The following is a 23925-nucleotide window of genomic DNA, read 5'->3' as shown; positions in this document are numbered from 1 at the left end:
GGGCGCGAGCCGCCGAAGCGAGCCGCCGGGCGCCGGCGGCCGGTCGCGGGCGGCCGGTCGTGGGCGGTCAGTCGCGGGCGGCCACGAATACCGTGTCGTCGCCGATGGTGTTGACGCGCACCGAGTAGGCCACCCGGTACCCCGCCTTCTCCGCCCAGTCGCGGATCTCCGCCACCGTGTACTCCGAGCCGCCCTCGCGGACCAGCCGCACGTTGAGGCTGGTGAGCAGCGGGTGCGGGTCGGTGCGCTCCTCGTCGATCATCTGGTCGTAGACCACCAGGCAGCCGCCGGGGCGGGTGGCGCGGAAGGCCTTGTCGATGACCATCTGCCGCACCTCCACCGGCCAGTCGTGCAGGACGTGCCCGATCACGACGACGTCGGTCTCCGGCAGGTCGTCGGTGAAGAAGTCGCCGGGGTGGAAGTCCACCCGGTCGGCCACGCCGAGCCCCGCCACGTGCTCCTCGAAATGCGGGCGCAGCGCCGGCAGGTCGAACACCCCGCCCCGCAGGTGCGGGTGGCGGCCGACGATCTGCGCGGCGACGTTGCCGCGCGCGCCGCCGACGTCGATGAAGGCCCGGTGGCGCCCCCAGTCCACGCACCGCGCGACCTCGCGCCCGCAGAAGCCGTTGTGCGCGTCCATGTGGCCCATGAACTCCCGCGTGGCCGCCGCGTCGTTGTACAGCCGCGCCATCGCGCCCTTGTCGGCCAGACCGGCCGACTTCGGGCGGCCGTCGCGCAGCGCCTCGGTGAGCGACCCCCACATCGTGTAGTGGTGGCGCGCGCTCTTGGCGACCGTGCCGCCGATGTACTCCGGCGTGCCCGGCACCAGGAGCCTGGCCGTCGCCGGCGCGTTGGAGTACGCGCCCTCGCCGTCGCGCAGCAGCAGGCCGAGCCCGACGAGAGCGTCGAGGAAGTCGGCGGCCATGCGGGGATGCAGCCCGAGCCGCTCGCGGATCCGCGGCAGCGTCGCGGGGGCCTCCGCGAGCACCTCGAACAGCCCGAGCTCCACGGCGCTGTGGAGGGTCCTGGCCGCGGTGTAGGCGGTGTTGAGCCGGACGATCGCGGTGGCCGCCGCGACGTCGCTGCTGGGCGGGGCCGGGGGAGTCGTCGTCATCGGTGCCTCTTTCGATCGATGTCGCGGTGTCAGGGCTGGGGGATGAACGTCACGGGCAGGGCTTCCAGGCCGCGCACCACCTTGTTCGGCTGCCAGCGCGGCTCGCCGGCCAGGCGCAGCCCGGGAAGCCGGCGCAGCACGGTGGCGAGCACGATCCGCGTCTCCAGCCGCGCCAGCGGAGCGCCCAGGCAGCGGTGGATGCCGTGCGAGAAGCCCAGGTGCGGGTTGGGGGAGCGGGTGATGTCGAACCGGTCGGGGTCGGCGAACACCCGCGGGTCCCTGTTGGCCGACTGGAAGGAGGTGATCAGCAGGTCCCCCTGTCCGATGGGGACCCCGTCCACCATCAGGTCCCGCTCGGCCACCCACGTGACGCCGCTGACGACCGGCTCGTACCGCAGCGCCTCCTCCACCGCCCCCGGCAGCAGGTCCGGCCGCTCGCGCAGCAGGTCGAGCTGGGAGGGGGCGGCCAGCAGCGCGTGCACGGCGCTCGCGAGGAACCAGATCGTGGTGGCGAAGCCGTTGACCAGCAGGGTGAGCAGCATGCGCAGCAGCTCGTCCTCGCTGAGCCGGTCCTGGCCGTCGCGGGCGGCGATGAGCGCGCTGGTCATGTCGGCGCCCGGCCGGGCGCGCTTGGCGGCGACCAGCTCGGTGAGGTACTCCCAGGACTCCGCGAAGGACCGGTCGCGGCCCTCCGGCGACTCCCCGTAGAGGAACCCGGCGGTGCGCCGCCGCACCTCGCCGTGCTCGTCCCCGGGCACCCCCAGCATCTCGGCGGTCACCGCGACCGGCAGCGGGCCGGTCAGCTCGGCGATCAGGTCGGCCTCGCCCCGCGCGGCGAAGCCGTCCACCAGGTCGTCGGCGACGCGCTGCACCCGCGCGCGCATCCCCTCGATTCTGCCGGTGGAGAACCCCTGCTGGACCAGGGCGCGCAGACGGGTGTGGTCCGGCGGCGCGCTGTTGAGCGAAGGAGGCTCGCCCTCCTCCACCGGCTTGACCACCTTCCCCTCGGTGACCAGCGCGCGGACCGCGGCGTGCCGCAGCACCAGCCACGCCGGCACGTCCGGCAGGAAGGGATGCGGGATCGACGCCACCGCGTCGGACTCGCGCAGACGCGCCAGCACCGGGTAAGGGTCGGCCTGGAACCCCGGCGCGTACGGGACGAGCGGCGCCGGCGGCTCCGCGCCGGGCGGCTCCGCGAGGGTGAGGGGCGCGGGGGGAACGGCGGCCGTGAGGGCGTTTCCGTCCATGTCTGGCTCCGAACGTGGGGGGACGTCAGAGCACCGATTAAGGCTTCGCCTTCTCGAGGGGTGGACGAGAACGGTCGGAAACAGGCTGCTCGACCGCTGTTCGACCGGCGCTCGATGCGGCGCCGGGAGCATTTCGCTCGGCCTGTCCACGGATCCGAGAAGGGCGACGAGCATGCGCCTGCTTTTCACCACCTTCCCCGAGCGCCCGCACTTCTACCCGATGGTGCCTCTCGCCTGGGCCTGCATGGCCGCCGGCCACGAGGTCAGGATGGTCAGCACCCCCTCGCTCGCCGAGACCACCACGCGGGCCGGGCTGCCGGCCGTCGAGGTCGGCCACGATCTCGACCTGGCGGCCATGCTCGCCCGCGGCGACTTCGCGCCCAAGCGCGACGTCCAGGCGGGCACCCCCGAGGAGCAGCAGCGGGCGGCGTGGTCGGGCATGCTGGAGAACCTCGCCAACATGCAGTTCGCCATGTGCGAGGCCATGGTGGACGACATGGTCGCCTACGCCCGGTCCTGGCGCCCCGACGTCATCGTGCACGACCCGGTGACCTTCGCCGGGCCGGTGACCGGGCAGGTCCTGGACGTGCCCACCGTCGCCCACATGTTCGGCTCGCCCGGATTGCTGCGCATCGAGATGAAGGACCTCGGCAGCGAGCCGCTTCCCGGCTTCCTGAGGCTGTTCGAGCGCTTCGGCGTGGAACCGCGCGTGAACCCCACCGAGTGGATCGACCCCTGCCCGCCGTCCCTGCGGCTGTCGGAGGACCTCGCCATCCGCCCGGCCCCCACCTCGCTGAACCGCTACCAGGAGCGCTTCGTCCCCTACAACGGTCCCGGCTCCTCCCCGGACTGGCTCTTCCAGAGCACCGGGCGGCCCCGCGTCTGCGTCACCTGGGGCACGACGCAGGAGCGCATCATGGGCGAGAGCGTGAGCGACCTGGTCCGCCGCGTGGTCGGCGTCGTCGCCTCCTTCGACGTCGAGGTCGTCTTCGCCGGCTCGGCCGAGCTGCGCCGCGACCTCGGCGACCTGCCGGACAACGTGCGCATGGTGGAGTGGGTGCCGCTGCACATGCTGCTGCCGACCTGCGCCGCCATCGTCCACCAGGGCGGCGCGGGCACGACGCTGACCTCGGCGGCGAACGCGGTGCCCCAGCTCGGCATCACCGAGGTGCCCGAGCCGCGCATCAGCATCGAGCAGCTCGCGGCCACCGGGGCCGGGCACCACCTGTTCCCCGCCGACGCCACCGCCGACCGGGTGCGCGAGATCGTCGCCGGCCTGCTCGGCGACCCCGCCTACGCCGAGGCGGCGCGCGCCGTCCAGGACGACATCCGCCGGCAGCCGGCGCCCGCCGAGCTGGTGCCGGTCCTTGAGAAGCTCGCCGGGATGGATCCCGGCGCGGGAGCGCGATGAAGGCCCCGATGAAGGCTCTGGTGCTCGCCGGCGGTCATGGCACCCGGCTGCGGCCGATCACCAACACCTCGGCCAAGCAGCTCGTGCCCATCGCCAACAAGCCGGTGCTGTTCTACGGCCTGGAGGCGCTGCGCGACGCGGGCGTCCGCGAGGCCGGCGTCATCGTCGGGGACACCGCCGCCGAGGTCAGGGCGGCGGTGGGCGACGGCTCGCGCTTCGGGCTGCGCGTCACCTACATCCCCCAGCACGCGCCGCTCGGCCTCGCGCACTGCGTGCTGATCGCCCGCGACTTCCTGGGCGACGACGACTTCGTGGTGTACCTGGGGGACAACTTCATCGTCGACGGCATCGCCGAGTTCGTCGGCGACTTCCGGCGCTCGCGCCCGGACGCCGGCATCCTGCTCACCAAGGTCCCCGACCCGAGCGGCTTCGGCGTCGCCGAGCTGGACCCGGCGGGCCGGGTCGTCGGCGTCGCCGAGAAGCCCGAGCACCCGGTCAGCGACCTGGCGATCGTCGGGGTGTACCTGTTCACGCCGCGCGTGCACGAGGCCGTGCGCGCGCTCACGCCCAGCGCACGCGGCGAACTGGAGATCACCGACGCGCTGCGCCTGCTGATCGACCAGGGCGCCGACGTGCGCTCGCACGTCATCTCCGGCTACTGGAAGGACACCGGGCGGGTCGAGGACATGCTCGAGTGCAACCGGATGGTCCTGGAGACCGCCGAGCACCGCCTCGCCGGCCGCGTGTGCGGCGACACCAAGGTGATCGGCCGGGTGGTGGTCGAGGAGGGCGCGGAGGTCAGCCGGTCCCACCTGGTCGGCCCGCTCGTCATCGGCGCCGGCGCCCGGGTGCGCGACAGCTACGTCGGCCCGTTCACCTCGATCGGCGCGGACTGCCGGCTGTCGGACACCGAGATCGAGTACTCGATCGTCATGGAGCGGTCGGTCATCCGCGGCGTGCGCCGCATCCAGGACTCGCTGGTGGGCAAGGACGTGACCGTCGCGCCCGCCGAGTCCGCGCCCAAGGCGCACCGTCTGGTCCTGGGCGACCACAGCCGCGTGCACCTGGACCGCTGACCGCCGGGCCCGGCCGCCCTCCCGGCCGAGGCCCGGCCCCCGCCGGCCCCGCTCAGGTGCCTGCGTCCCGTCCCCGCGCGGTCCGCGCGCCCGGCCGTGTCCGCGCGGCCCATTCTCGCGTGGTGCCTTCCCCTGGGGTCCGCGCCGCCGCCACCCTCGCCACCGTCCGGCGGCGCCAGAGCGCGACCCGTCAGGTGCCCGGCTCGTGGACCGGGCGGCGGCCGAGCAGCGGCTCCCACCACGCCCGGTTGTCGCGGTACCACCGGACCGTCTCCCGCACCCCCGGCTCGAACGGCACCTGGGGCCGCCAGCCCAGCTCCCGCCGGATCCGGCCGGAGTCCAGCAGGTAGCGCCGGTCATGCCCGGGACGGTCAGGGACGATCGTCTTCAGCTCCGCGGGCAGGCCCAGTTCGTCGAGCACCAGGTCGGCCACGCGCTCGACGCTGGCCTCGTCGCCGGTGCCCACGTGGTAGGCCCGCCCGTCCCGGCCCTCGCTGAGAACGGCGTCGATCGCCCGGCAGTGGTCCTCCACGTGGATCCACTCGCGCCGGTTGCCGGTCGAGGCGTACATCGGCAGCGGCTCGCCGCGCAGCGCCTGGGTGGTGAACAGCGGCAGCACCTTCTCCGGGAACTGGTACGGGCCGTAGTTGTTCGCGCAGTGCGACAGCGTGACCGGAAGACCGTAGGTCTCGTGGTAGGCCCGCACGGCGTGGTCGGCCCCCGCCTTGCTGGCGTTGTAGGGGGTGCGCGGCCGGTAGGGCGAGCGCTCGGTGAACGCCTCCGGCGAGTCCAGCGCCAGGTCCCCGTAGACCTCGCAGGTCGACACGTGGTGGAACCGGCGCAGGTCGGCGTCGCGGCAGGCGTCCAGCAGCGACTGGGTGCCAAGGACGTTGGTGCGGAAGAACCGCCCCGGGTCCAGCACGGCCAGGCTGTTGTGCGACTCGGCGGCGAAGTTCACCACCACCTCGACGCGGTGCTCGCGCAGCAGCCGCGCGACCAGCTCCCTGTCGCCGATGTCGCCGCGCACGAAGACGATCTCCTCCGCGAGGCCGGCGAGGTTGCTCATGTCACCGGCGTAGGTGAGGAGGTCGAGGGCGACGACCGCGTCCGACGGGTGCTCGCGCCGCCAGTACCGGGTGAAGTTGGCGCCGATGAAGCCCGCCGCGCCCGTGACCAGAAGAGTGCTCATGCCCCCATGCTCGCCCACGCGACTCGACTCCGGCCGGAGCCGCGACGACCGGGACAACGCTCTTCCGCGACGGAGCCGCGACGGTCAGAGCGCGGGGGCGGGCGCGGCGGTGCCCGGCGCGGCGGCGGGGCCGGGCGCCGGGCTGGGGTGGGTGCGGTCGCGGCGGTCAGATGATGAGCGCGCCCCCGCAGGCGGGCACGAAGGCCCCGGTGACGTACGCCGTGTCGTCCCCGGCGAGCGCGGCGACGGCGCGCGCCACGTCCTCGGGTTCCCCGATGCGCTGCATCGGGATGAGCGCGGCCTGCTTCTGCAGCTTGTCCTGCGGGATCTGGTCGGAGGCCTGGGTGCGGGTGATGCCCGCGATCACCGTGTTCACCCGGACGCCGTGCCGGGCCTCGGTGCGCGCCAGCACCTTCGCGGCCAGCTCCATCGCCGCCTTCGCCGCGCCGTGAGTGATCGACATCGGCCACGGGTCGCGGGCGATCAGCGCCGAGATGAACACCACCGACCCGCCGCCGCGCTCCACCATGCTGGGCACGAACGCCTGCACGGGGAGCATGGTCGCCCGGATCTGCCCGCTGACGACTCCCGCGAGCGCCTCGACGTCCACCTCCAGAGGCAGCGCGCGCACCTTCTCGTCGAAGCCGTGCGCGTTCAGCACCAGGATGTCCACCGGGCCGAGCCCTGCCTCGACCTGCGCGGCCATCTCGCGCACCGCGCCGGCGTCGGTGACGTCGGCCCGCACGGCCAGGGCGCGCCCGCCCGCCGCCGTGATCTCCTTGACGACCTGCTCGGCGGCGTCGGCGGAGTCGCGGTGGTTGACCGCCACGGCGGCGCCGCGCGCCGCGAGCTCCCGCGCGATCGCCGCGCCGATTCCCCTGCTGGCTCCGGTGACCAGAGCGACCTTCCCATCCATTGACATGCATGGAACGCTAGTGACCGGCCGTGCAGGACGGCTCGAGGTCGGCTCGAAAGCGGGCTTCTAGCGTGCGGGCATGCGAGTGGTGCGGATGGGGGTGCTCGGCGCGTCCCGCGTGGCGCCGGAGGCGCTGTTCGGCCCGGCGCGGGCGGTCCCCGGGGCCGAGGTGGCGGCGGTCGCGGCCCGCGACCCCGAGCGGGCCCGCCGCTACGCGGCCCGGCACGGCGTGCCGCGGGTCCTGCCGGGCTACCAGGCCCTGCTGGAGGACCCGGGCGTGGACGCCGTCTACATCGCGCTGCCGAACGCCGCGCACGCCGAGTGGACGCTGCGCGCGCTGGAGGCCGGCAAGCACGTGCTGTGCGAGAAGCCGCTGGCCGCCAACGCCCGGCAGGCCGCCGAGGTCGCCGCCGCCGCCCGCCGGACCGGCCTGGTCGTCATGGAGGGCATGCACTACCGCCACCACCCGCTCGCCGAGCGCATGCGCGTCCTCGCGGGCGAGGCGCTCGGCACGGTCACCCGCGTGGAGACCGCCAACTGCTGGCCCGTCCCGCGCTTCGACAACCTGATCTACGACTACGCGCTCGGCGGCGGGGCGACGATGATCGCCGGGTGTTACGCGATCGACTGCCTGCGCCTGGTCGGCTCCGCGAGCCTCGGGGAGCCGTCGGCGACCGGCGCCCGCGCCCTGTTGCGCGGCCCCGGCGCCGACCGGGCCATGACCGGGGAGTGCGTCTTCCCGGGCGGGGCGACCGGCCGGTTCCGCTGCTCACTGTGGAGCGCCGCCCGGCCGTCGATGTCGGTCCGGGTCACCGGGGAACGCGGCGAGATGCGGGTGACCGGCTACCTCATGCCGCACCTGTTCCACCGGATCACGGTGCGCGCGGGCGGGCGCACCTGGCACGAGCGGCTGCGGGGCGAGCCGACCTACCACGGCCAGCTCCGGGCGTTCGCCGCCGCCGTCCTGGACGGGGCGCCGGTCGCCACCGACGCCGCCAACGCCACGGCCACCCTGCGCCTGGTCGACGCCTTCTACCACCACGCCGGCCTCCACCCCCGCGGCCTCCCCTGACTCAGGCCCCGGCGGTGGCGGTGGTGAGGTCGGGGACCGCTCCCTCGGCGCGCAGGGCCTCAGCGGCCCTGGCCAAGGACTCCCGGTCGGCGGCGGCCTCGCCGCGCCGCGGCGGGAGCAGGGCCAGCGCCGTGCTTCCGGCGCCCACGGCGCGGTGCCGCCGCGCCAGCGTGGTGAGGCTCTGGGACGGGCCCGCCTCCAGCAGGACCAGATCTCCGCCGGACAGCAGCGCGTCCAGGGCCGCGCCGAACACGACGCAGGCGGAGGGCTGCCGCGCCCAGAACCCCGGGTCACGGGCCTCCCGCTCGGTGAGCGGAGCGCCGGTGTAGCACGAGTAGACCGGGATGCCGGGGGCGCGCAGCGGCAGGGCGGCGAAGGCCGCCTCGTCCTGCGGGGCCGTCGCGGCCACCGACGGGCTGTGGAAGCCGATGGTGGCGCGCACCGGCCTGCAGGTGATGCCCCGCTCACGCAGCTCGGCGGCGGCCCTGGCCAGAGGCGCCGCCGCCCCGGCGAGCATGACCTGCCGGGGCCCGTTCACCGCCCCGATCACCACCTCGCCGTCCAGATGCGGCACCAGTTCCGCCGGGGTCGCCGCCACGGCGAGCATGCCGCCGGGCGGCGTGCGGCTGAGCCGGACCAGCCGCTCCCACATCACCCGGACGGCGTCGCTCAGGGTGAAGACCCCGGCGAGCGTGGCGGCGGCCATCTCGCCCACGCTGTGCCCGAGCAGCGCGGCGGGCCGCACGCCCCAGCTCATAACGGTGCGCCCGAGGGCGTAGTCCACGGCGAACAGCAGCGGCTGGGCGCGCAGCACGTCGTCGATGGGAACGGCGGGGTCGGCCGACAGCCAGTCGGCGCGGATGCGCGCACCCTCTGGTCCCAGCTCGGTGAAGATCTCGTCCATCGTCGCGGTGAAGACCGGGTCGTGGTCGTACAGGCCCGTCCCCATCCGCGTGTGCTGCGCGCCCTGCCCGGGGAACAGCAGCGCGACCGGACGGGGGCCGCGCGGCCGTTCCCGATCCGCGCGGGAGGCCCCGGCCCCGGTACTCGTCCCGGCGTCGGCCCCATTGCCGGCACTGGTCCCGGCGTCGATACTCGTCCCGGCGCCCGTGCCCGTGCTGATACCCGTGCCGGTGTCCTTGGCGGTTCCCATGGCGGGGTCCTTCCTCCTCGGCTCCGGCGGTCATGCTCGGCCCCGCCCATCGAGACCCGCTCGACCCCCGGTCGCGCCTGCCGCGGCGCGGCCTCGGCGCGAGGCAGGCGACTCGAGTGCGGCTCTGTCGGGGGTCGAAGCGGAAAGCGCACAGTCGGGGAACCGGTGCAGGACGCGTACCGTCTGACGCGAGTTGTCGGTCAGCGCATGCCGGGGCGGTGAGCTCGCCACAAGCGAGCCCGTCCCGGCCATACCCGCGACACACGCCGTGCCCCGTCCGCGACACGCCCTGTGACCCATCCCCCGACACCCTCTGTGACCCGTCTGCGACACGCCCTGGTGACCCGTCCCGCGACACGGCCCCGTGGTCCGTTCGCCACACGGCCTCATCGTCGGTTCGCCACACGTCCCGTGGTCGTTCGCGACACGGGCGACATGTCCGCGACACGCGCCCCGAGGAGACCGATGCGCCCACGCGACATCCACATCGCCGCGACCGGCAGCGCCCTGGCCCCGCTGGTCACCGTCGAGGAGGCCCTGGCGCGAGGCGACTGCGACCCCGACACGGCCCGGCGCACCGAGGCGCTGTCGGTCGCCGTCGCCGGGGAGGAGTCGCCCGCCGAGATGGCCGCGGCGGCGGCCCGCGCGGCGCTCGGCCGCTCCGGGCGCGACCCCGCCGACGTCGGCCTGATCCTGCACGCCGCCGTGTACTACCAGGGCCACGACCTGTGGCCTCCGGCCTCCTACGTGCAGCGGACGGCCGTCGGCAACCGGTGCCCGGCCGTGGAGGTCCGCCAGATGTCCAACGGCGGGATGGCGGCGATCGACCTGGCCGCCGGGTACCTGAGCGCGGCCCGCCCCGGATCGGCGGCTCTGATCACCGCGGCCGACAGGTTCTCCCCGCCCGGCTTCGACCGCTGGCGCAGCGACCCGGGCACCGTGTACGCCGACGGCGGCGTCGCCCTGGTGCTGGCGCGCGGTCACGGCCTGGCCCGGCTGCGTACCATCGTCACGGTCTCCGACCCCGAGCTCGAGGGCATGCACCGCGGTGACGACCCGTTCGGCGTCGCGCCGTTCAGCGTCCGGCGACCCATGGACCTGGAGGTGTGGAAGCGCGCCTTCGTCGCCCGTACCGGGCTGTCCGCCTGCCTGAGCCGCATCGCCGCCGGCCTGCGCGAGGCGGTGGACACGGCGTTGGACGAGGCCGGGGTGAAGCTGGCGGACGTCGACCGGTTCCTGCTGCCGCACTTCGGGCGGCGGCGCCTCGCGGCGGCGCTGCTGCGTCCGCTCGGCGTGGACGTCGAACGCACGACGTGGCCGTGGAGCAGGCGCGTCGGTCACCTGGGGGCGGGCGACCAGATCGCCGCCCTGGACCATCTGTTCTCCTCCGGCGCCGCGGCCCCCGGCGACACGCTCATGCTGCTGGGCATCGGCGCCGGATTCACCTGGTCGTGCGCCGTCCTGGAGGTCACCGAGCGCCCGCGCTGGGCGACTCACTCTCCAGGCCGGCCCGTGCCCGGGGAGTGAGCGGAGCCCCGCAGGCATGACCCCCAGCGCGTCCGGCGCCTAGGCGGGTGTGGCGTCCAGCGCGTCCTGGGTCGGTGGCGTCTGGGTGGGTGTGGCGTCCGGCGCCTGGGTGGGCGTGGCCCCCAGCGCGTCTGGTGCCGGTGGCGTCTGGGTGAGTGTGGTGCCGAGCGCGTCCGGGGTCAGCGGCAGCCGGGCCAGGGCGACGGCGAGTGCGTCGGCCGTCAGCGTCTCGCCGCGCGCGGCCAGGTAGCCGTCGGGGCGGATCAGCAGCCAGTGGCCCTCGACCGGGGCCAGCAGGCCCGGCACCCCGGGGCCGGGCGGCAACGGGTTCGGCAGGCCGGAGCCGGGGCGCGGCGACATCGTGCGCACCGACAGCCAGGCCCCGTACCGCGCGTCCGCCTCCGCCGCGACGGCGCCGAACGCGTCCCGCGGGCCGCCGGTGTAGGCGAGCAGCGTCCAGCGGGGGTCGCGCAGCTCGGCCAGCACCTCCTGCCACGCCGGGTCGGCGGCGCGCGCGGCGTCGGCTTGGGCCACCCGCTCGCCCGGCCCCGGCCCAGAGGCCGCGCCGCCGGAGGGGCTGCGCGGCCCCGGGCCGGAGGCCGCCCCGCCGGAGGGGGTGGTGAGCGAACCGCCGGCGTAGTGCAGGCCCAGCCCCGACACCCCGCCGAGGATGGCGCGCTGCATCCGCACGCGCAGCCGCGGGACGGCCCGCAGCACGGCGAACACCACCGGCAGCAGCCCGGCCAGCACGGGATTCCTGAGCTGGATGAGCCGGGTCGCCCGCTTGGTCGAGGCGAGCAGCGTGCGGCCCACCGGCACCCGCTCCTCGCCGTAGCTGTCCAGCAGCTCCTCGCCGGCCTGTCCGTGCACGACCATGGCGAGCTTCCAGGCCAGGTTGAACGCCTCCTGCACGCCGGTGTTCATGCCCTGACCGGAGGCGGGGCTGTGCACGTGGGCGGCGTCCCCGGCGACCAGGCACCGCCCCTCGCGCATGCGCGGCGCCATGCGCTGCTGGAAGGTGAACACCGAGATCCAGCTCGGCTCGGCGACGTGGAAGGCGCTTCCGACGCCGGCCGTGATCAGCGATCCGAACCGCCGCGCCACCGCAGCCGGGTCGGGGTCGTGCTCGACGGCCGCGGTGTCCAGCAGCCGCCAGCGCCCGGGCTCGATCATCGGCACCGTCATCATGGTGACGCCCGGGCAGCGCACCCAGTAGATGCTGTCGCGCGGCAGGTCGGTCTCCACCTGGGCGTCGGCGATCAGCCACGTCTCGCTGGACTCTCCCAGCAGCGGCAGCCCGAGGAGCTTGCGCACGGTGCTGTGCCCGCCGTCGCAGCCGACCAGCCACGGCGTCTCGGCGTGCTCCACCGTCCCGTCCGGGCGGACGAGCTTGGCGCGCACTCCGCCGGCGTGCTGCTCGAAGCCGTCCAGGCGCACCCCCCACTCCACGGCCACGCCGCGCCGGGCGGCCGCCGCGCGCAGGGTCTCCTCGGTGGTCACCTGGTCGATCGCGATCGTGAACGGGAAGCGGGTGGGTGTCTCGGCGTAGTCGGCCTCCAGCCGGGTCAGCCTGCGTCCCCGCTGGTACATCGTGAAGGAGGTGATCCGCCGCCCGCGCGGCAGGACGTCCTCGACGATCCCCATCTGGTCGTAGACCTCCAGCGTGCGGGGATGGGTGGCGATCGCCCTGCTCGTCGTCGCCGGGCCCTCCCGGGCGTCCACCAGCCGCACCCGCACCCCCCGCCGGGCGAGCTCATGGGCCATGGTCAGCCCCACAGGTCCCGCGCCGGCCACCAGGACCTCGGCCGGCTCCTCGCGTGCGTCGTTTCCCAGCGTCATGGCGGGATGGTCACGCCGCCCCCTCGAGAACCGGTCGAGCCGCCGCCCTCCACCGCACTTCGAGCGGTACTCGAGGCGCGTTCCGCAAGGTCATGACGGGTCCGGAAGGGCCCGTCCTCCGTACGGAAGGAGCCCGATCATGTGCGGAGCCTCGGTGTCCCGGAGGTGCCGATGAAGCGCCGGGTCGCGATCACCGGGATCGGCGTGGTGGCGCCAGGCGAGCCCGGGGCGAAGGCCTTTTGGGAGCGGATCACGTCGGGGTCCACGGCCACCAGGCCGATCAGCTTCTTCGACCCCGCCCCCTACCGGTCGCGCGTCGCGGCCGAATGCGACTTCGACCCCGTCCGCGAGGGACTGTCGGCGCAGGAGGTGCGGCGCCTGGACCGGGCCGCGCAGTTCGCCGTCGTCTGCGCCAGGGAGGCGCTGGCCGACGCCGGCCTGCACGACGGCGACCTGGCCCCCGAGCGGACCGGCGTCAGCCTCGGCAGCGCCGTCGGGTGCACCATCAAGCTCGAATGGGAGTACGCCGTCGTCAGCGACGCGGGCCGGCTGTGGGAGGTCGACCCCGCCTACGCCGTCCCGCACCTGTACGACTACTTCACCCCCGGCTCGCTGGCCGCCGAGGTGGCCTGGGTCGCCGGCGCCGAGGGCCCGGTCACCGTCGTGTCGGCGGGCTGCACCTCCGGCCTGGACGCGGTGGGGCACGGCTGCGAGCTGATCGGCGAGGGCACGGCGGACGTCGTGCTCGCCGGCGGCACCGACGCGCCCATATCGCCCATCACCGTGGCCTGCTTCGACGCCATCATGGCGACCTCCAACCACAACGACGACCCCGAGCACGCCATGCGGCCCTTCGACCGCACCAGGAACGGCTTCGTGCTCGGCGAGGGCGCCGCGGTGCTGGTGCTGGAGGAGTTGGAGCACGCGCGGCGGCGCGGCGCCCGCGTCCTGGCAGAGATCACCGGGTTCGCCAACCGGAGCAACGCCTACCACATGACCGGGCTGCGCTCCGACGGCAAGGAGATGGCCGAGGCCATCCGGGCGGCGCTGGACCGGGCACGGCTCGCGCCCGAGGAGGTCGGCTACGTCAACGCCCACGGCACCGGAACCAAGCAGAACGACCGGCACGAGACCGCCGCCTTCAAGGCCGCCCTCGGCGCGCACGCCTACGACGTGCCCGTCAGCTCGATCAAGTCCATGCTCGGGCACTCGCTCGGCGCGATCGGCTCCATCGAGATCGCGGCCTGCGCGCTGGCCATCGAGCACGGTGTGGTGCCGCCGACCGCCAACCTCCGCGAGCCCGACCCCGAGCTGGACCTGGACTACGTCCCGCTGACGGCCCGCGAGAAGAGGTTGGACGCCGTGCTCACCGTGGGCAGCGGCTTCGGCGGCTTCCAGAGCGCGATGGTGCTCCAGCGACCGGGGACCGCGGCATGAGCGCCGTCGTGACCGGCATCGGGGTGCTCGCTCCGAACGGGCTCGGCACGGAGGAGTTCTGGAGCCGGACGCTGGACGGGGTGAGCGGCATCGGCCCCATCACCCGCTTCGACGCCTCGCGCTACCCGGTGCGGCTCGCGGGCGAGGTGCCCGGGTTCACCGCCCGCGACCACCTGCCGGGGCGGCTGGTCCCGCAGACCGACCGGATGACGCAGCTCGCGCTGACCGCCGCCGACTGGGCCCTGCTGGACGCGGCCGCCGACCCCGGCGACTTCGGCGAGTACGACATGGGCGTGGCCACGGCCGCCTCGGCCGGCGGGTTCGAGTTCGGACAGAAGGAGCTGCAGAACCTGTGGCGGCTCGGCCCGCGGCACGTCAGCGCCTACCAGTCGTTCGCCTGGTTCTACGCCGTCAACGCGGGCCAGATCTCCATCAGGAACGGCCTGCGCGGGCCCATGAACATCAACGTCGCCGAGCAGGCGGGCGGCCTTGACGCGGTCGCCCAGGCCAGGCGCATGGTGCGCGGGGACACGCCGCTGGTGGTGACCGGCGCCGTCGACGCCTCGCTGTGCCCGTGGGGGCTGGTCGCCCAGTTGCCGAGCGGCCGGCTGAGCACCGGCGACGACCCGCGGACCGCCTACCAGCCGTTCGCCGCCGGCGCGCGCGGGCACCTGCCGGGGGAGGGCGGGGCGATCCTCGTCGTCGAGGACGCCGAGAGCGCCCGCCGCCGGGGCGCGCCGCACCTGTACGGCGAGGTCGCCGGATACTGCTCCACCTTCGACCCCGCACCGCGCACCGGGCGCCCGCCGCGCCTGGCCGCGGCCCTCCGCGGCGCGCTCGCCGACGCCGGCATCGACGCCGGCGACGTCGACGTCGTCTACGCCGACGGCGCCGGCGTGCCCGAGCTGGACCTGGCGGAGGCCGAGGCGATCGCCGAGGTCTTCGGCAGGAACGGGGTGCCGGTGACGGCGCCCAAGAGCATGACCGGCCGGCTGAACGCGGGCGGGGCGGCCCTGGACCTGGCGGCGGCGCTGCTGTCCATCAGGGACGGGGTCATCCCTCCGACGGCCGGCGTCACCGGCCCCGACGAGCGTTACGGCCTGGACCTGGTGACCGGCGCCCGGCACGTGCGCGTCGGCGCCGCGCTGATCATCGCCCGCGGCTACGGCGGCTTCAACGCCGCGATGGTCGTGCGGCGATGCCCCCCGGCCGCGCCGCGGCCCGCACGGGCCGCGGCCGTCATCCAAGGAGAAGGAACATGAGCGAGTTCACCATCGACGACCTCAAGCGCATCCTGCGCGCCTGCGCGGGCGAGGACGAGGCGGTCGGCCTGGACGGCGACATCCTGGACAGCGGTTTCGAGGAGCTCGGCTACGACTCGCTGGCCCTGCTGGAGACGGCGAGCCGCATCGAGCACGAGGTCGGCGTCGCCGTGCTGGACGAGGAGATCGGCGAGGTGACGACCCCCCGCCAGTTGCTGGACCTGGTGAACGGCCGGCTGGTGGAGAAGGTGTGATCCGCTGCGCCGCCCCGGCCGGCCCTCGGCCCTCGGCCTCCGTGACCTCTCCTCCGGGCCCTGTGCCGGTGGAGAGGCCGCGGGCCGGGTCGTCCGCGCGGCCCGCGGGCGCCCGCCGTACGGCGGGCGCCAGTGTGCCCCGGCCGCGGCCGCGGGAGGCCATGGTCGGCGTCCGCCGCCGGGTCGGGGGCATGCCGCCGACCGCCGCGGTGACGGACGTGGAGGAGGAGGCAGGGGATCGCCTGGGCTCGATCGGGACCGCGTGGCCCGGCGCGCCCGACCAGAGCGCGTGGTCCGGTCGCGGACCAGCCGGCGCACTGTCCACGGATGTTCAGCGGCTCGAGCGCCGTGGCAGGCGCCGGCATCGCCGTACCACGACTCACCGACCTGGCGCCGATCCCCTCCAGCACACACCGGGGTGGAGAGCCGTGTCCGGTGAAGGGATGTGGTCACCGGACTGGGTCAGTGGACGGGCGCCGGCATGGCCGTGCCCCGGCCTGCCGGCTGGGCGCCGGTCAGTGCGGTGCGTGGCCGGGGGTGGAGAGCCGTGCCCGGTGAGCGGGTGTGGTCACCGGACTGGGTCAGTGCGCGGGTGCCGGTATCGCGGTGCCCCGGCCTGCCGGTTCGGCGCCGGTCAGTGCGGTGCGTGGCCGGGGGTGGAGAGCCGTGCCCGGTGAGCGGGTGTGGTCACCGGACTGGGTCAGTGCGCGGGTGCCGGTATCGCGGTGCCCCGGCCTGCCGGTTCGGCGCCGGTCAGTGCGGTGCGTGGCCGGGGGTGGAGAGCCGCGCGCGGTGAGCGGATGTGGTCACCGCGCTAGACCAGCGCGCGGGCGCCGGTGCGCAGCACGTCCTCGTGCGCGTGCTGCAACTCGGGGGAGGGGTCCAGGCCGAGCTCCTCGCTGAGCAGGCCGCGGGCGTTCTGGTAGGCGTGCAGCGCCTCGCTGCGGCGTCCGCACCGGTTCAGCGCGACGACGAGCTGCGCGTGGAACCACTCGTTGAACGGGTGGGCGGTCACCAGCGCGCGCAGCTCGGCGATGAGCTCGTGGTGGTGCCCCAATTCCATTTCCGCCTCTATTCGGAGCTGCAGGGCGGCGATACGTCTTTCTTCCAGATGAATGGCATAACCATGCAGAAGCCGGCCGTAGTTGACGTTGGAAAGCGGCGCCCCGCGCCACAGCGCGAGCGCGTCCGCCGTTTTGAGGGCGGCACCCGCCGTGCGGCCGTCATTACGCAGCGCACGCGCCTGCCCGACAAGGGTCTCGAAGGTCAGGTAGTCGGTCGCCTCGAATTCGATTCTGAATATGTATCCCGGCGGCGACGTGGCGAGCATCCGGTTGGAGGTGGCCTCGCCGAGCTCGCGGGAGAAGGACTTCCGTAGCTGGTAGATGTAGGTTTGGGCGGTGGTGACCGCGCTGTGCGGGGGGTGGTCCCCCCACAGCTCCTCGATAATCGCGTCCAGGCTCACCACCTGGTTGGCGCGCATGAGCAGCAGCGCCAGAACCTGCCTTTGCTTGCTGGATGTCGGCGTGCACATCCGGCCACCGCTGACCACTTCGAGCGGACCTAAAAGATTGAATCTCACCGGAACCCTCCAAAGACGGGTGCAATGCCGTGCTGACGGCCGTCCTGCGCGGAGCTCCCTGCCGCGTGTCAAACGTAGTTCGGGGATATTTGCCGGTCAATGCGGGGGCGCGCAGTCTTAGGGAATAATTAAGATGTTGAATACGGGTTACCGGAAGCCCCTCCAGGGGGCGGGCCGGGGTGTGAGATCGGACATGGCCGCCCCGCCGTCGCCGTCCCGGGCGCTCGCCGGCGTCCCCGTCCGTCCCCTTCGTCCCCCTGCCCTGCGCGTCGCCGCGCGCGGTCCGCGCGCCCTCGATCGGGGCTCAAGGAGGGCCCGAGGAGGGCCCGAGGAGGGGCTGCGAGGTTTCGGATGCCGGTCCGAACCGCGGTCGCAGCATGGGAGGCGTCCACCATGTCCATCCCGGAGTCCATCTCGGAGTCGCGCACGCTCGACATCAGCCTCGCGGAGGGGGAGCCGCTCGCGGCCGTCGGCGACATCGCGGGTCCCCGGGTGGACGACCTGCTACGCGGGGCGGCCGCGCGGGCGCCCTCGCGCGCCGCGCTGCGCTGGGCGGGGGGCGAGATCACCTACGCCGAGCTCGACGCCCGCGTGGACCGGTGCGCCGCGGCGCTGGCCGGCCTGGGCGTCGGCCCCGGCGACGTCGTGGCGGTCGCCGCGGTGCTCGACCCGCTCTTCGCCGTCGGCTACTACGGGATCGCCCGCGCCGGGGCGGTGAGCGTGCCGGTGAACCCGCTGATGCGCGCCGAGGCGCTGGAGCACATCCTGCGCACCTCGGGCGCGGTGGCGGCGGTCCTGAGCCCGCAGGTGCGCGCCGCGCTGGATCCGGCGCTCGACCGGCTGCCGGAGCTGCGGCACGTCCTGCTCACCAGGCCCGACCCGGCCCGCCCCGAGGCCGTCGTGCTGGACGACCTGATGGCGCGGGCCCCCGCCGCGCCGCCGCCGTCCCCGGCACCGGAGCCGGGCGGACAGGACGTGGCGGCACTGCTGTTCACCAGCGGCACGACGGGCGCGCCCAAGGCGGTGCGGCTCAGCCACCGCAACCTCACGGTGAACGCGGCCCAGACCGCGCACGCCCACCGGCTCACCCCCGGCTCGGTGATGTTCAACTACCTCCCCACGTTCCACCTGATGCACCTGAACATCGCCGTCCACGCCGCCTGCACGCAGATCCTGCACGAGGACCCGGACGTGTCCGCCTCCCCCGAGGCGGCCGTCCGCCAGGGCGTCACGCACTACTACAGCCTGCCCATGCGGCTGACGCGGCTCGCGGCGGACCCGCGCCTGGCCGAGATGCGGCTCCCCGGCGTGCGCGCCATCCTGTCCGGCGGCTCCGCGCTGGCGCCCGCGGTGACGACGAGGCTCGCCGCCCACTTCGGCGTCCCGGTGGCGCAGGGCTACGGCCTGGCCGAGGCCTCGCCGCAGACCCACTTCGACCTGCTGGAGGACCCCCGGGCGGGGTCGTGCGGGCCGCCGTCGGCCGGCACGGCGTGCCGCGTCGTGGACGTGGACACCCGCCGCGTGCTGCCCGTGGGAGAGAAGGGGGAGATCCAGGTGCGCGGGCCGCAGCTCATGCTGGGGTACCTGGGCGAGCCCCCGTCGGCGCACCTGGACCAGGAGGGCTGGTTCTCCACCGGCGACATCGGCCGCATGGACCCCGAAGGCCGCCTGTTCGTGGTCGACCGGCTCAAGGACGTCTTCAAGTGCGACAACTTCCTCGTCTCGCCCACCGAGATCGAGCGGGTGCTCGCCCGCCACCCCGCCGTCGCCGACTGCGTGGTCCTCGACCGGCCGGACGAGTTCAGCGGGGCGGTGGCCTGCGCGCTGGTCGTCAGCTGCGTCCCCGGGACCGACCCGGCGGAGCTGGCCCGCTTCGTCGACGACCAGGTCCCCTACTACCAGCGGCTGCGGCACGTCGAGCTCGTCGAGACGATCCCGCGTTCGCAGAACGGCAAGATCCAGCGCCGGGAGCTGCGCGCCCGGCTGCTGGACGGGCCCGGTGCCGGCGCGGCACCGCAGAGCCGGGGCGCCGGGCGACCGGAGGGCCGTGGCACCGATGAGAGGAGCAAGTCCGTGGTCACCATCATCAACAAGCTGACCGTCACGGGGGACCCGATCGAGTTCGAGCAGCTGCTCGGCAAGATCAGCGGCTACATGAAGAGCCGCCCCGGTTTCGTCAGCCACCGCCTGTACCGCTCGCTGAAGGACCCCAACGTGTTCGTCGAGACCGGCGAGTGGGAGGACATGGCCTCCCACCAGCAGGCCGTGATGGGCAGCGGGTTCCAGGAGGTCCTCCCGGAGCTGATCAAGCACGCGAAGGCCGAGATCGACCTCTACCAGACGGTCGAGGACTGATCGCCGATGACCACCGACGCCGGGCTCCACACGGTGATGCTCATGCGGGAGCTGGCGCTGAGCGCCGGCTACGCGGGCATCCTGCGCGCCGCCGCCGAGCTGCGGCTCGCCGACGCCCTCGGCGAGGCCCCCGCCACGGTCACCGAACTGGCCCTGGAGGTGGACGCCGACCCCGAGGCCCTTGCCCGCCTGCTGCGCGCGCTGGCCGTGCACGGCGTCTTCGCCGAGGACGGGCAGGGACGCTACACCCACACCGAGATGTCGCGGCTGCTGCGGGCCGACGCGCCACGCAGCATGCTGTACATGGTCCTGTGGGCCACCGAGCCCTGGACGTGGGCGCTGTGGGGCCGGCTCGCCGAGGCCGTGCGCCGGGGCGGCGAGGTGTTCGGCGAGGTCTACGGCAAGGACTTCTTCACCCACCTGCACGAGGACGCCCCGGACTCGGCGCAGGTGTTCGACCGGGCCATGACCCAGTCGAGCGTCATGTCCGCGCGCATGGTGGCCGAGATGCTGGACCTCGACGGGGCGGGCGTGGTCGCCGACATCGCCGGCGGCCAGGGCTACCTGCTGGCCACCCTCCTGGAGCGCCACCCCACGCTGCGGGGCGTGCTGTTCGACCTGCCCAAGGTGCTGCTGAACCCCGACCCGCGGCTGGCGGAGGGCGGGACCCTGGCCGGGCGCGCCCGGCTGGTGCCCGGCGACTGCCGCGAGTCGGTCACCCCCGGAGCCGACGTGTACGTGCTGAAGAACATCCTGGAGTGGGAGGACGAGAGCACGCTGCGCGCCCTGCGCAACGTCAGGGCCGCCGCGCGTCCCGGCGCCAAGGTCGTCGTCATCGAGAACCTGGTCGACGGCAGCCCTGAGATGAAGTTCGCCACCGCCATGGACCTGTTGCTGCTGCTGAACGTCGGCGGGCGCAGGCACACCAAGGACGGGCTGGTCGGGCTGATCGGCCAGGCCGGGCTGGAGGTCACCGGCCTGCGCCGGGTCGGCCCGTACCTGCACATGATCGAGAGCACCGTGCCGGGCGCCTGACCCGCGCGGCGCGGGACGGAGGCGAGGGGGCGGGCACGAGCGGATCGTGCCCGCCCCCTCACCCATGCCCGGAAACGGCCGGACGTCCCCCCGGGACAGAGCCCTGCACCCGGGAAGAGCCCCTCCGACCGGCAAGAGGCCCGCCGACCGGCAAGAGGCCCGCCGACCGGCAAGAGGCCCGCCGACCGGGAAGAGCCCGCCGACCGGAAGGGACCCGCCGACCGGCAAGAGGCCCGCAGACGGCGGAAGGCCCCGGCCGGGTGGGCCGGGGCCTGGGCGGGCGGATGGCCGGGTCAGGCGGGTGAGGCGGCGCCGGGGACGAACAGCTCCGCCGAGACGCGCAGGCCCGGGTCGCCGTAGGCGATCTTCTTGAGCATCGAGCGGTAGACGGGGGAGCGCGACACGACCCGCGCCAGCGCCGGCCGCACCATCGAGGCGAACCCGCCGGTGGAGAGCATGACCCTGCTCTGCGCGCGCTGGATCCTGGTCATGCTGTCCACGCTGGGCCTGCGCCTGAGGGTGAAGGCGCCGAGGAACGACGCCCGGGCGTCGCGGGACCGCAGGGAGGCCAGCAGGATCGGATGGACCGCCACCGCGTCCTGGATGGCCAGGTTGATGCCCTGGGCGCCGATCGGCCCGTGGGTGTGCGCGCTGTCGCCGATCAGCACCAGCCCGTCCCGCACCCACCGGTCGGCGCCGCCGGCGAACACGTCCAGAAGGGTCAGGTCGGTGAGCGCGCCGATGCGCTCGCGCACCAGGTCGGCGTACTCGGGGATCGCCGCGCAGATCTGCCGCTTGACGTGGTCCACGCCCTCGGCGGCCAGAGCGGCGTAGCCCTTGTGCGGGAGCGTCCAGCCGACCTGCACGCCGTCGGGCACCGAGGCGTAGGTGAGCACCGGGTTGCCGCCGTCCAGGAACACCCTGACCACGCGGGGCGGCGCCCCGGCGGCGGGCAGCTTGAACCACAGCACGTCCTGGTCGAAGACGTCCAGGCGGGTGTAGCCGATGCCGGCCAGGCGGCGCACCTTGGAGTACCTGCCGTCCGCGCCGACCACGCAGTGCGCGACGATCGCGTGCCGGCCGCCCCGTCCCTCGCACAGCGCGCCCCTCACCGCGCCGTCCTCCTCCAGCAGTCCGGTGACCCGGGTCCCGCCGAGGTAGGTGAAGCGGTCGTGGCGCAGGCAGTGCTCCAGCAGCTCCTGGAGCAGGTGGGGCTGCGGGATGGCGAGCAGGTGGTTGTGCGGCCCGGGCAGCCGGCGGTAGTCGCCGTCCAGCAGCACCCTGCCCCGGTCCACGAGCTGGAACCTGTCGTGCTCGTGGCTGCCGCGCTCGCGGGCCCCGGCGAGCACGCCGAGGGAGTCCAGCAGCGCCGTCCCGCCGGGTTGCAGGATCTCGCCGCGGTACTCGCGGTCGAAGGACGACGCCCGCTCGACGAGCGTGACCCGCGCGCCCGAGCGCAGCAGGACCAGCGCCAGCGTCAGACCGGCGGGACCGCCGCCGACCACGCAGAAGTCGGTCTCGATCTGCCTCTCGGGACTCTTCCCGGCGTCCTTCCCGGCGTCCTGATCGGCGTCCACCCTGGTGCCCGCCGTGATGTCCCGCCCGGTGTCCTCCGTGGTGTCCGCCGTGGGGCCCGCCGTGGTGTGTCGGCCGGTGTCCGTCATCGCCGTCCTCGTTCCTGTCACCGCGGCGGGGCCGCCCGGCCCGGCCCCGGTCATGAAAGCAGCCCCAGGCCGCCGTCCACGTTGATCACCTGGCCGTTGATCCAGGCGGCCTCCCCCGTGCTGAGCAGGGCGACGACCGCGGCGACGTCCTCCGGCGTGGTCAGCCGTCCGGCGGGCGTGCGCCGCGCCAGGAAGCGGATCGCCTCGGGGTTCGGCGTGTCGGGTCCTTTGTCCAGCTTGGTGGTGGAGACGCCGTTCACGGTGACGCCGTGCGGGCCGAGCTCGACCGCCAGATAACGCACCAGGCTCTCCAGCGCGGCCTTGGCCACCCCGAGGCTGACGTACATGGGGATCACGCTGTGCGCGCCGACGCTGGACACGGCGATGACCCGCCCGTCGTCGCCCATCAGTCCCTCGAAGGCCGGTGCCGCGAACAGCAGCGGGTTCAGGGCGGCGGCGACGTCCCCGTGCAGCGCCGCGACGTCGGGCCGGATGGCCGGCATGGGACGCCAGGACGCCGCGTTGTGCACGAACACGTCCAGCCGGCCGAAGCGGCGGCGGATCGCGCCGAGCAGGCGGGCCACCGCGTCGCGGGCCGTCATGTCGGCCTGCATGGTCAGCGCGGTGCCGCGCAGCCCGGCCAGGCCGCGCAGCGCCTCGTCGGCGTCCTTGTCGGAGTGGGCGTAGTTGAGGATCACATGGCAGCCGGAGGCGCAGAGCTTGCGCGCGATGGCCAGCCCGAGGCCGCGGGTGGCCCCGGTGACGAGCGCGACCTTCCCGTCGAGCCGCACGGAGGGGTCGGGCGCGGTGAGCGGGTCACTCACCGCGCGCCCCCGCGCCCGTCCGGGACTCGACGAAGGACTTCGCGTGCCGCAGCGTCGTGGTGCTGTTCGCGCTCAGGGCCTGCCGCACCCGCGTGCGGGCCTCGGCGAGGGTGGCGTCCGGGCCGAGGAGCTCCTTGACCGCCTCGGGGCGGATCACCACCGTGTGGGAGGAGGTGACCTCGACGCCCTCGCCGCTCTCGCGGAAGGACCAGCACCCCGTGTGCGCCGTCATGATCGCGGGCACGACGACCTGCTTGTAGACGATGCGCGAGCAGGGCGTGCACACCCGCACCGACGAGGTGGTGTGCGTCGACCCGTCGGGGGACCTGGTGTCCATCTCCATGACCTGCAGGCCCGGCACCTGTTCGGTCAGCTCGACGCGCGCCACGTGCGGCAGCCGCTCCGGCCAGTCCTGGCACCGGTAGATGTAGTCGTAGGCGTCCTTCGCCGGGCCGTCGATGAGCACGGTGTCGTCGAACGACAGCATCAGCTCGCCGAAGGCCAGGCTGCGTTCGGCCGACTCCTTCAGCCCGGCCAGCTCCTTGTCGCTGTTGCGGTCGACCGCGCGCCGGATCCACTCGACCTTCTCGGGGTCGTCGCCGACGGCCGCGAAGTCGTGCTTGAGCACGACCTCGGTCCGTCCGCCGGGCAGGGGGCGGATCACCCACTCGCCGCCCATGGAGGCGGCCGGCGGGCGCGGGTCACGCTGGCGGAAGGCCACCCGGCGCTCCTCGCGGCGCAGGGACCGGGCGGAGGTCCAGCTCCGCACCTCTCCGTTGGCGGTCGCCCAGATCCTGATCAGCTCCTCGGTGTCGTCGCCCTCGGCCCGCTCGGCGTGGATCGTCGGCCCGAAGTGCAGGGGCCAGGCGCCGACGTCGGCGATCAGCCCGTAGACGGCGTCCGGGGGCGCCGCGATCGTGACGGTGTGTTCGGTGACGTACGTGGTCTCCACAGCTGCTCGCCCTTTC

Annotated in this window: 19 protein-coding genes; 9 read left to right on the top strand and 10 right to left on the bottom strand. The window is 74.3% G+C overall.

Going from position 1 to position 23925, the window contains the following annotated elements; all coding sequences use genetic code 11:
* Window positions 1-67: 67 nt before the first annotated feature.
* Both ACWEN6_RS37265 and ACWEN6_RS37260 read right to left on the bottom strand, forming a co-directional pair.
* Window positions 68-1114 carry a methyltransferase gene (locus ACWEN6_RS37265; RefSeq protein ID WP_354923860.1) on the bottom strand — a complete coding sequence of 349 codons (1047 nt, stop codon included), beginning with the start codon at window positions 1112-1114 and terminating at the stop codon, window positions 68-70.
* 29 nt (window positions 1115-1143) lie between these two features.
* Entirely contained in the window at window positions 1144-2361 is a 1218-nt protein-coding gene (locus ACWEN6_RS37260) for a cytochrome P450 family protein (protein ID WP_452576694.1), read from the bottom strand.
* Between the two features lie 172 nt (window positions 2362-2533).
* Between ACWEN6_RS37260 and ACWEN6_RS37255 the strand changes: the two genes are divergently transcribed.
* Both ACWEN6_RS37255 and ACWEN6_RS37250 read left to right on the top strand, forming a co-directional pair.
* The gene (locus ACWEN6_RS37255; RefSeq protein WP_452576693.1) at window positions 2534-3772 is read left to right on the top strand and encodes a nucleotide disphospho-sugar-binding domain-containing protein; all 1239 of its coding nucleotides are present in this window, start codon (window positions 2534-2536) and stop codon (window positions 3770-3772) included.
* An 8-nt stretch (window positions 3773-3780) separates the two neighbouring features.
* Window positions 3781-4848: a glucose-1-phosphate thymidylyltransferase gene (locus tag ACWEN6_RS37250; protein ID WP_452576692.1), complete on the top strand. Its 1068-nt coding sequence runs from the start codon at window positions 3781-3783 to the stop codon at window positions 4846-4848.
* Window positions 4849-5038: 190 nt separating this feature from the next.
* Here the strand turns inward: ACWEN6_RS37250 and rfbB are convergent, their stop codons facing one another.
* Window positions 5039-6037, bottom strand: a complete 999-nt coding sequence (gene rfbB / locus ACWEN6_RS37245) for a dTDP-glucose 4,6-dehydratase (protein ID WP_452576691.1) — start codon at window positions 6035-6037, stop codon at window positions 5039-5041.
* A 166-nt stretch (window positions 6038-6203) separates the two neighbouring features.
* Window positions 6204-6959 carry an SDR family NAD(P)-dependent oxidoreductase gene (locus tag ACWEN6_RS37240; protein ID WP_452576690.1) on the bottom strand — a complete coding sequence of 252 codons (756 nt, stop codon included), beginning with the start codon at window positions 6957-6959 and terminating at the stop codon, window positions 6204-6206.
* 73 nt (window positions 6960-7032) lie between these two features.
* Here ACWEN6_RS37240 and ACWEN6_RS37235 point away from each other — a divergent pair, with 73 nt between their 5' ends.
* Window positions 7033-8025 (top strand): Gfo/Idh/MocA family protein, encoded by a 993-nt coding sequence (locus tag ACWEN6_RS37235; RefSeq protein ID WP_452576689.1) that lies wholly within the window; start codon window positions 7033-7035, stop codon window positions 8023-8025.
* Window position 8026: 1 nt separating this feature from the next.
* Here the strand turns inward: ACWEN6_RS37235 and ACWEN6_RS37230 are convergent, their stop codons facing one another.
* Window positions 8027-9178: an acyltransferase domain-containing protein gene (locus ACWEN6_RS37230; RefSeq protein WP_452576688.1), complete on the bottom strand. Its 1152-nt coding sequence runs from the start codon at window positions 9176-9178 to the stop codon at window positions 8027-8029.
* 465 nt (window positions 9179-9643) lie between these two features.
* Here ACWEN6_RS37230 and ACWEN6_RS37225 point away from each other — a divergent pair, with 465 nt between their 5' ends.
* The gene (locus ACWEN6_RS37225; RefSeq protein WP_452576687.1) at window positions 9644-10705 is read left to right on the top strand and encodes a ketoacyl-ACP synthase III family protein; all 1062 of its coding nucleotides are present in this window, start codon (window positions 9644-9646) and stop codon (window positions 10703-10705) included.
* A gap of 39 nt (window positions 10706-10744) precedes the next feature.
* On the opposite strand, the gene ACWEN6_RS37220 is transcribed toward ACWEN6_RS37225, so the two are convergent.
* Window positions 10745-12544, bottom strand: coding sequence for an FAD-dependent oxidoreductase (locus ACWEN6_RS37220; protein ID WP_452576686.1), 1800 nt, complete (start codon window positions 12542-12544; stop codon window positions 10745-10747).
* Window positions 12545-12715: 171 nt separating this feature from the next.
* Here ACWEN6_RS37220 and ACWEN6_RS37215 point away from each other — a divergent pair, with 171 nt between their 5' ends.
* Genes ACWEN6_RS37215 through ACWEN6_RS37205 form a run of 3 tightly spaced genes read left to right on the top strand, consistent with a single transcriptional unit; the run spans window position 12716 to window position 15497 of the window.
* Window positions 12716-13981 (top strand): beta-ketoacyl-[acyl-carrier-protein] synthase family protein, encoded by a 1266-nt coding sequence (locus tag ACWEN6_RS37215; protein WP_354836580.1) that lies wholly within the window; start codon window positions 12716-12718, stop codon window positions 13979-13981.
* On the top strand, window positions 13978-15243 hold the full coding sequence (locus ACWEN6_RS37210; protein WP_452576685.1) for a ketosynthase chain-length factor: 1266 nt from the start codon (window positions 13978-13980) through the stop codon (window positions 15241-15243). The genes ACWEN6_RS37215 and ACWEN6_RS37210 overlap by 4 nt, the downstream gene beginning before the upstream one ends.
* Window positions 15240-15497 carry an acyl carrier protein gene (locus ACWEN6_RS37205; RefSeq protein WP_452576684.1) on the top strand — a complete coding sequence of 86 codons (258 nt, stop codon included), beginning with the start codon at window positions 15240-15242 and terminating at the stop codon, window positions 15495-15497. Before ACWEN6_RS37210 ends, ACWEN6_RS37205 begins: the two co-directional genes overlap by 4 nt.
* An 814-nt stretch (window positions 15498-16311) precedes the next feature.
* On the opposite strand, the gene ACWEN6_RS37200 is transcribed toward ACWEN6_RS37205, so the two are convergent.
* Window positions 16312-17031: an AfsR/SARP family transcriptional regulator gene (locus ACWEN6_RS37200; RefSeq protein ID WP_354836398.1), complete on the bottom strand. Its 720-nt coding sequence runs from the start codon at window positions 17029-17031 to the stop codon at window positions 16312-16314.
* A gap of 441 nt (window positions 17032-17472) precedes the next feature.
* Between ACWEN6_RS37200 and ACWEN6_RS37195 the strand changes: the two genes are divergently transcribed.
* A complete protein-coding gene (locus ACWEN6_RS37195) occupies window positions 17473-19434 on the top strand; it encodes an AMP-binding protein (protein ID WP_452576683.1) in 1962 nt (653 codons plus the stop codon).
* Between the two features lie 6 nt (window positions 19435-19440).
* On the top strand, window positions 19441-20469 hold the full coding sequence (locus ACWEN6_RS37190; protein ID WP_452576682.1) for a methyltransferase: 1029 nt from the start codon (window positions 19441-19443) through the stop codon (window positions 20467-20469).
* 293 nt (window positions 20470-20762) lie between these two features.
* Here ACWEN6_RS37190 and ACWEN6_RS37185 read toward each other — a convergent pair whose 3' ends face one another.
* From ACWEN6_RS37185 to ACWEN6_RS37175, 3 genes are read right to left on the bottom strand one after another with little or no spacing between them, the layout of a single operon-like run.
* Entirely contained in the window at window positions 20763-22133 is a 1371-nt protein-coding gene (locus ACWEN6_RS37185; RefSeq protein ID WP_452576681.1) for an FAD-dependent monooxygenase, read from the bottom strand.
* Window positions 22134-22183: 50 nt separating this feature from the next.
* Window positions 22184-22957 (bottom strand): SDR family oxidoreductase, encoded by a 774-nt coding sequence (locus tag ACWEN6_RS37180; RefSeq protein ID WP_452576680.1) that lies wholly within the window; start codon window positions 22955-22957, stop codon window positions 22184-22186.
* Window positions 22950-23909, bottom strand: a complete 960-nt coding sequence (locus ACWEN6_RS37175) for an aromatase/cyclase (protein WP_452576679.1) — start codon at window positions 23907-23909, stop codon at window positions 22950-22952. Before ACWEN6_RS37175 ends, ACWEN6_RS37180 begins: the two co-directional genes overlap by 8 nt.
* Window positions 23910-23925: the final 16 nt, after the last annotated feature.

The sequence above is a fragment of the Sphaerisporangium sp. NPDC004334 genome, assembly GCF_053602655.1.
The sequence above is the reverse complement of the archived record's forward strand: the minus strand, read 5'-3'. Positions and strand labels throughout refer to the sequence as shown.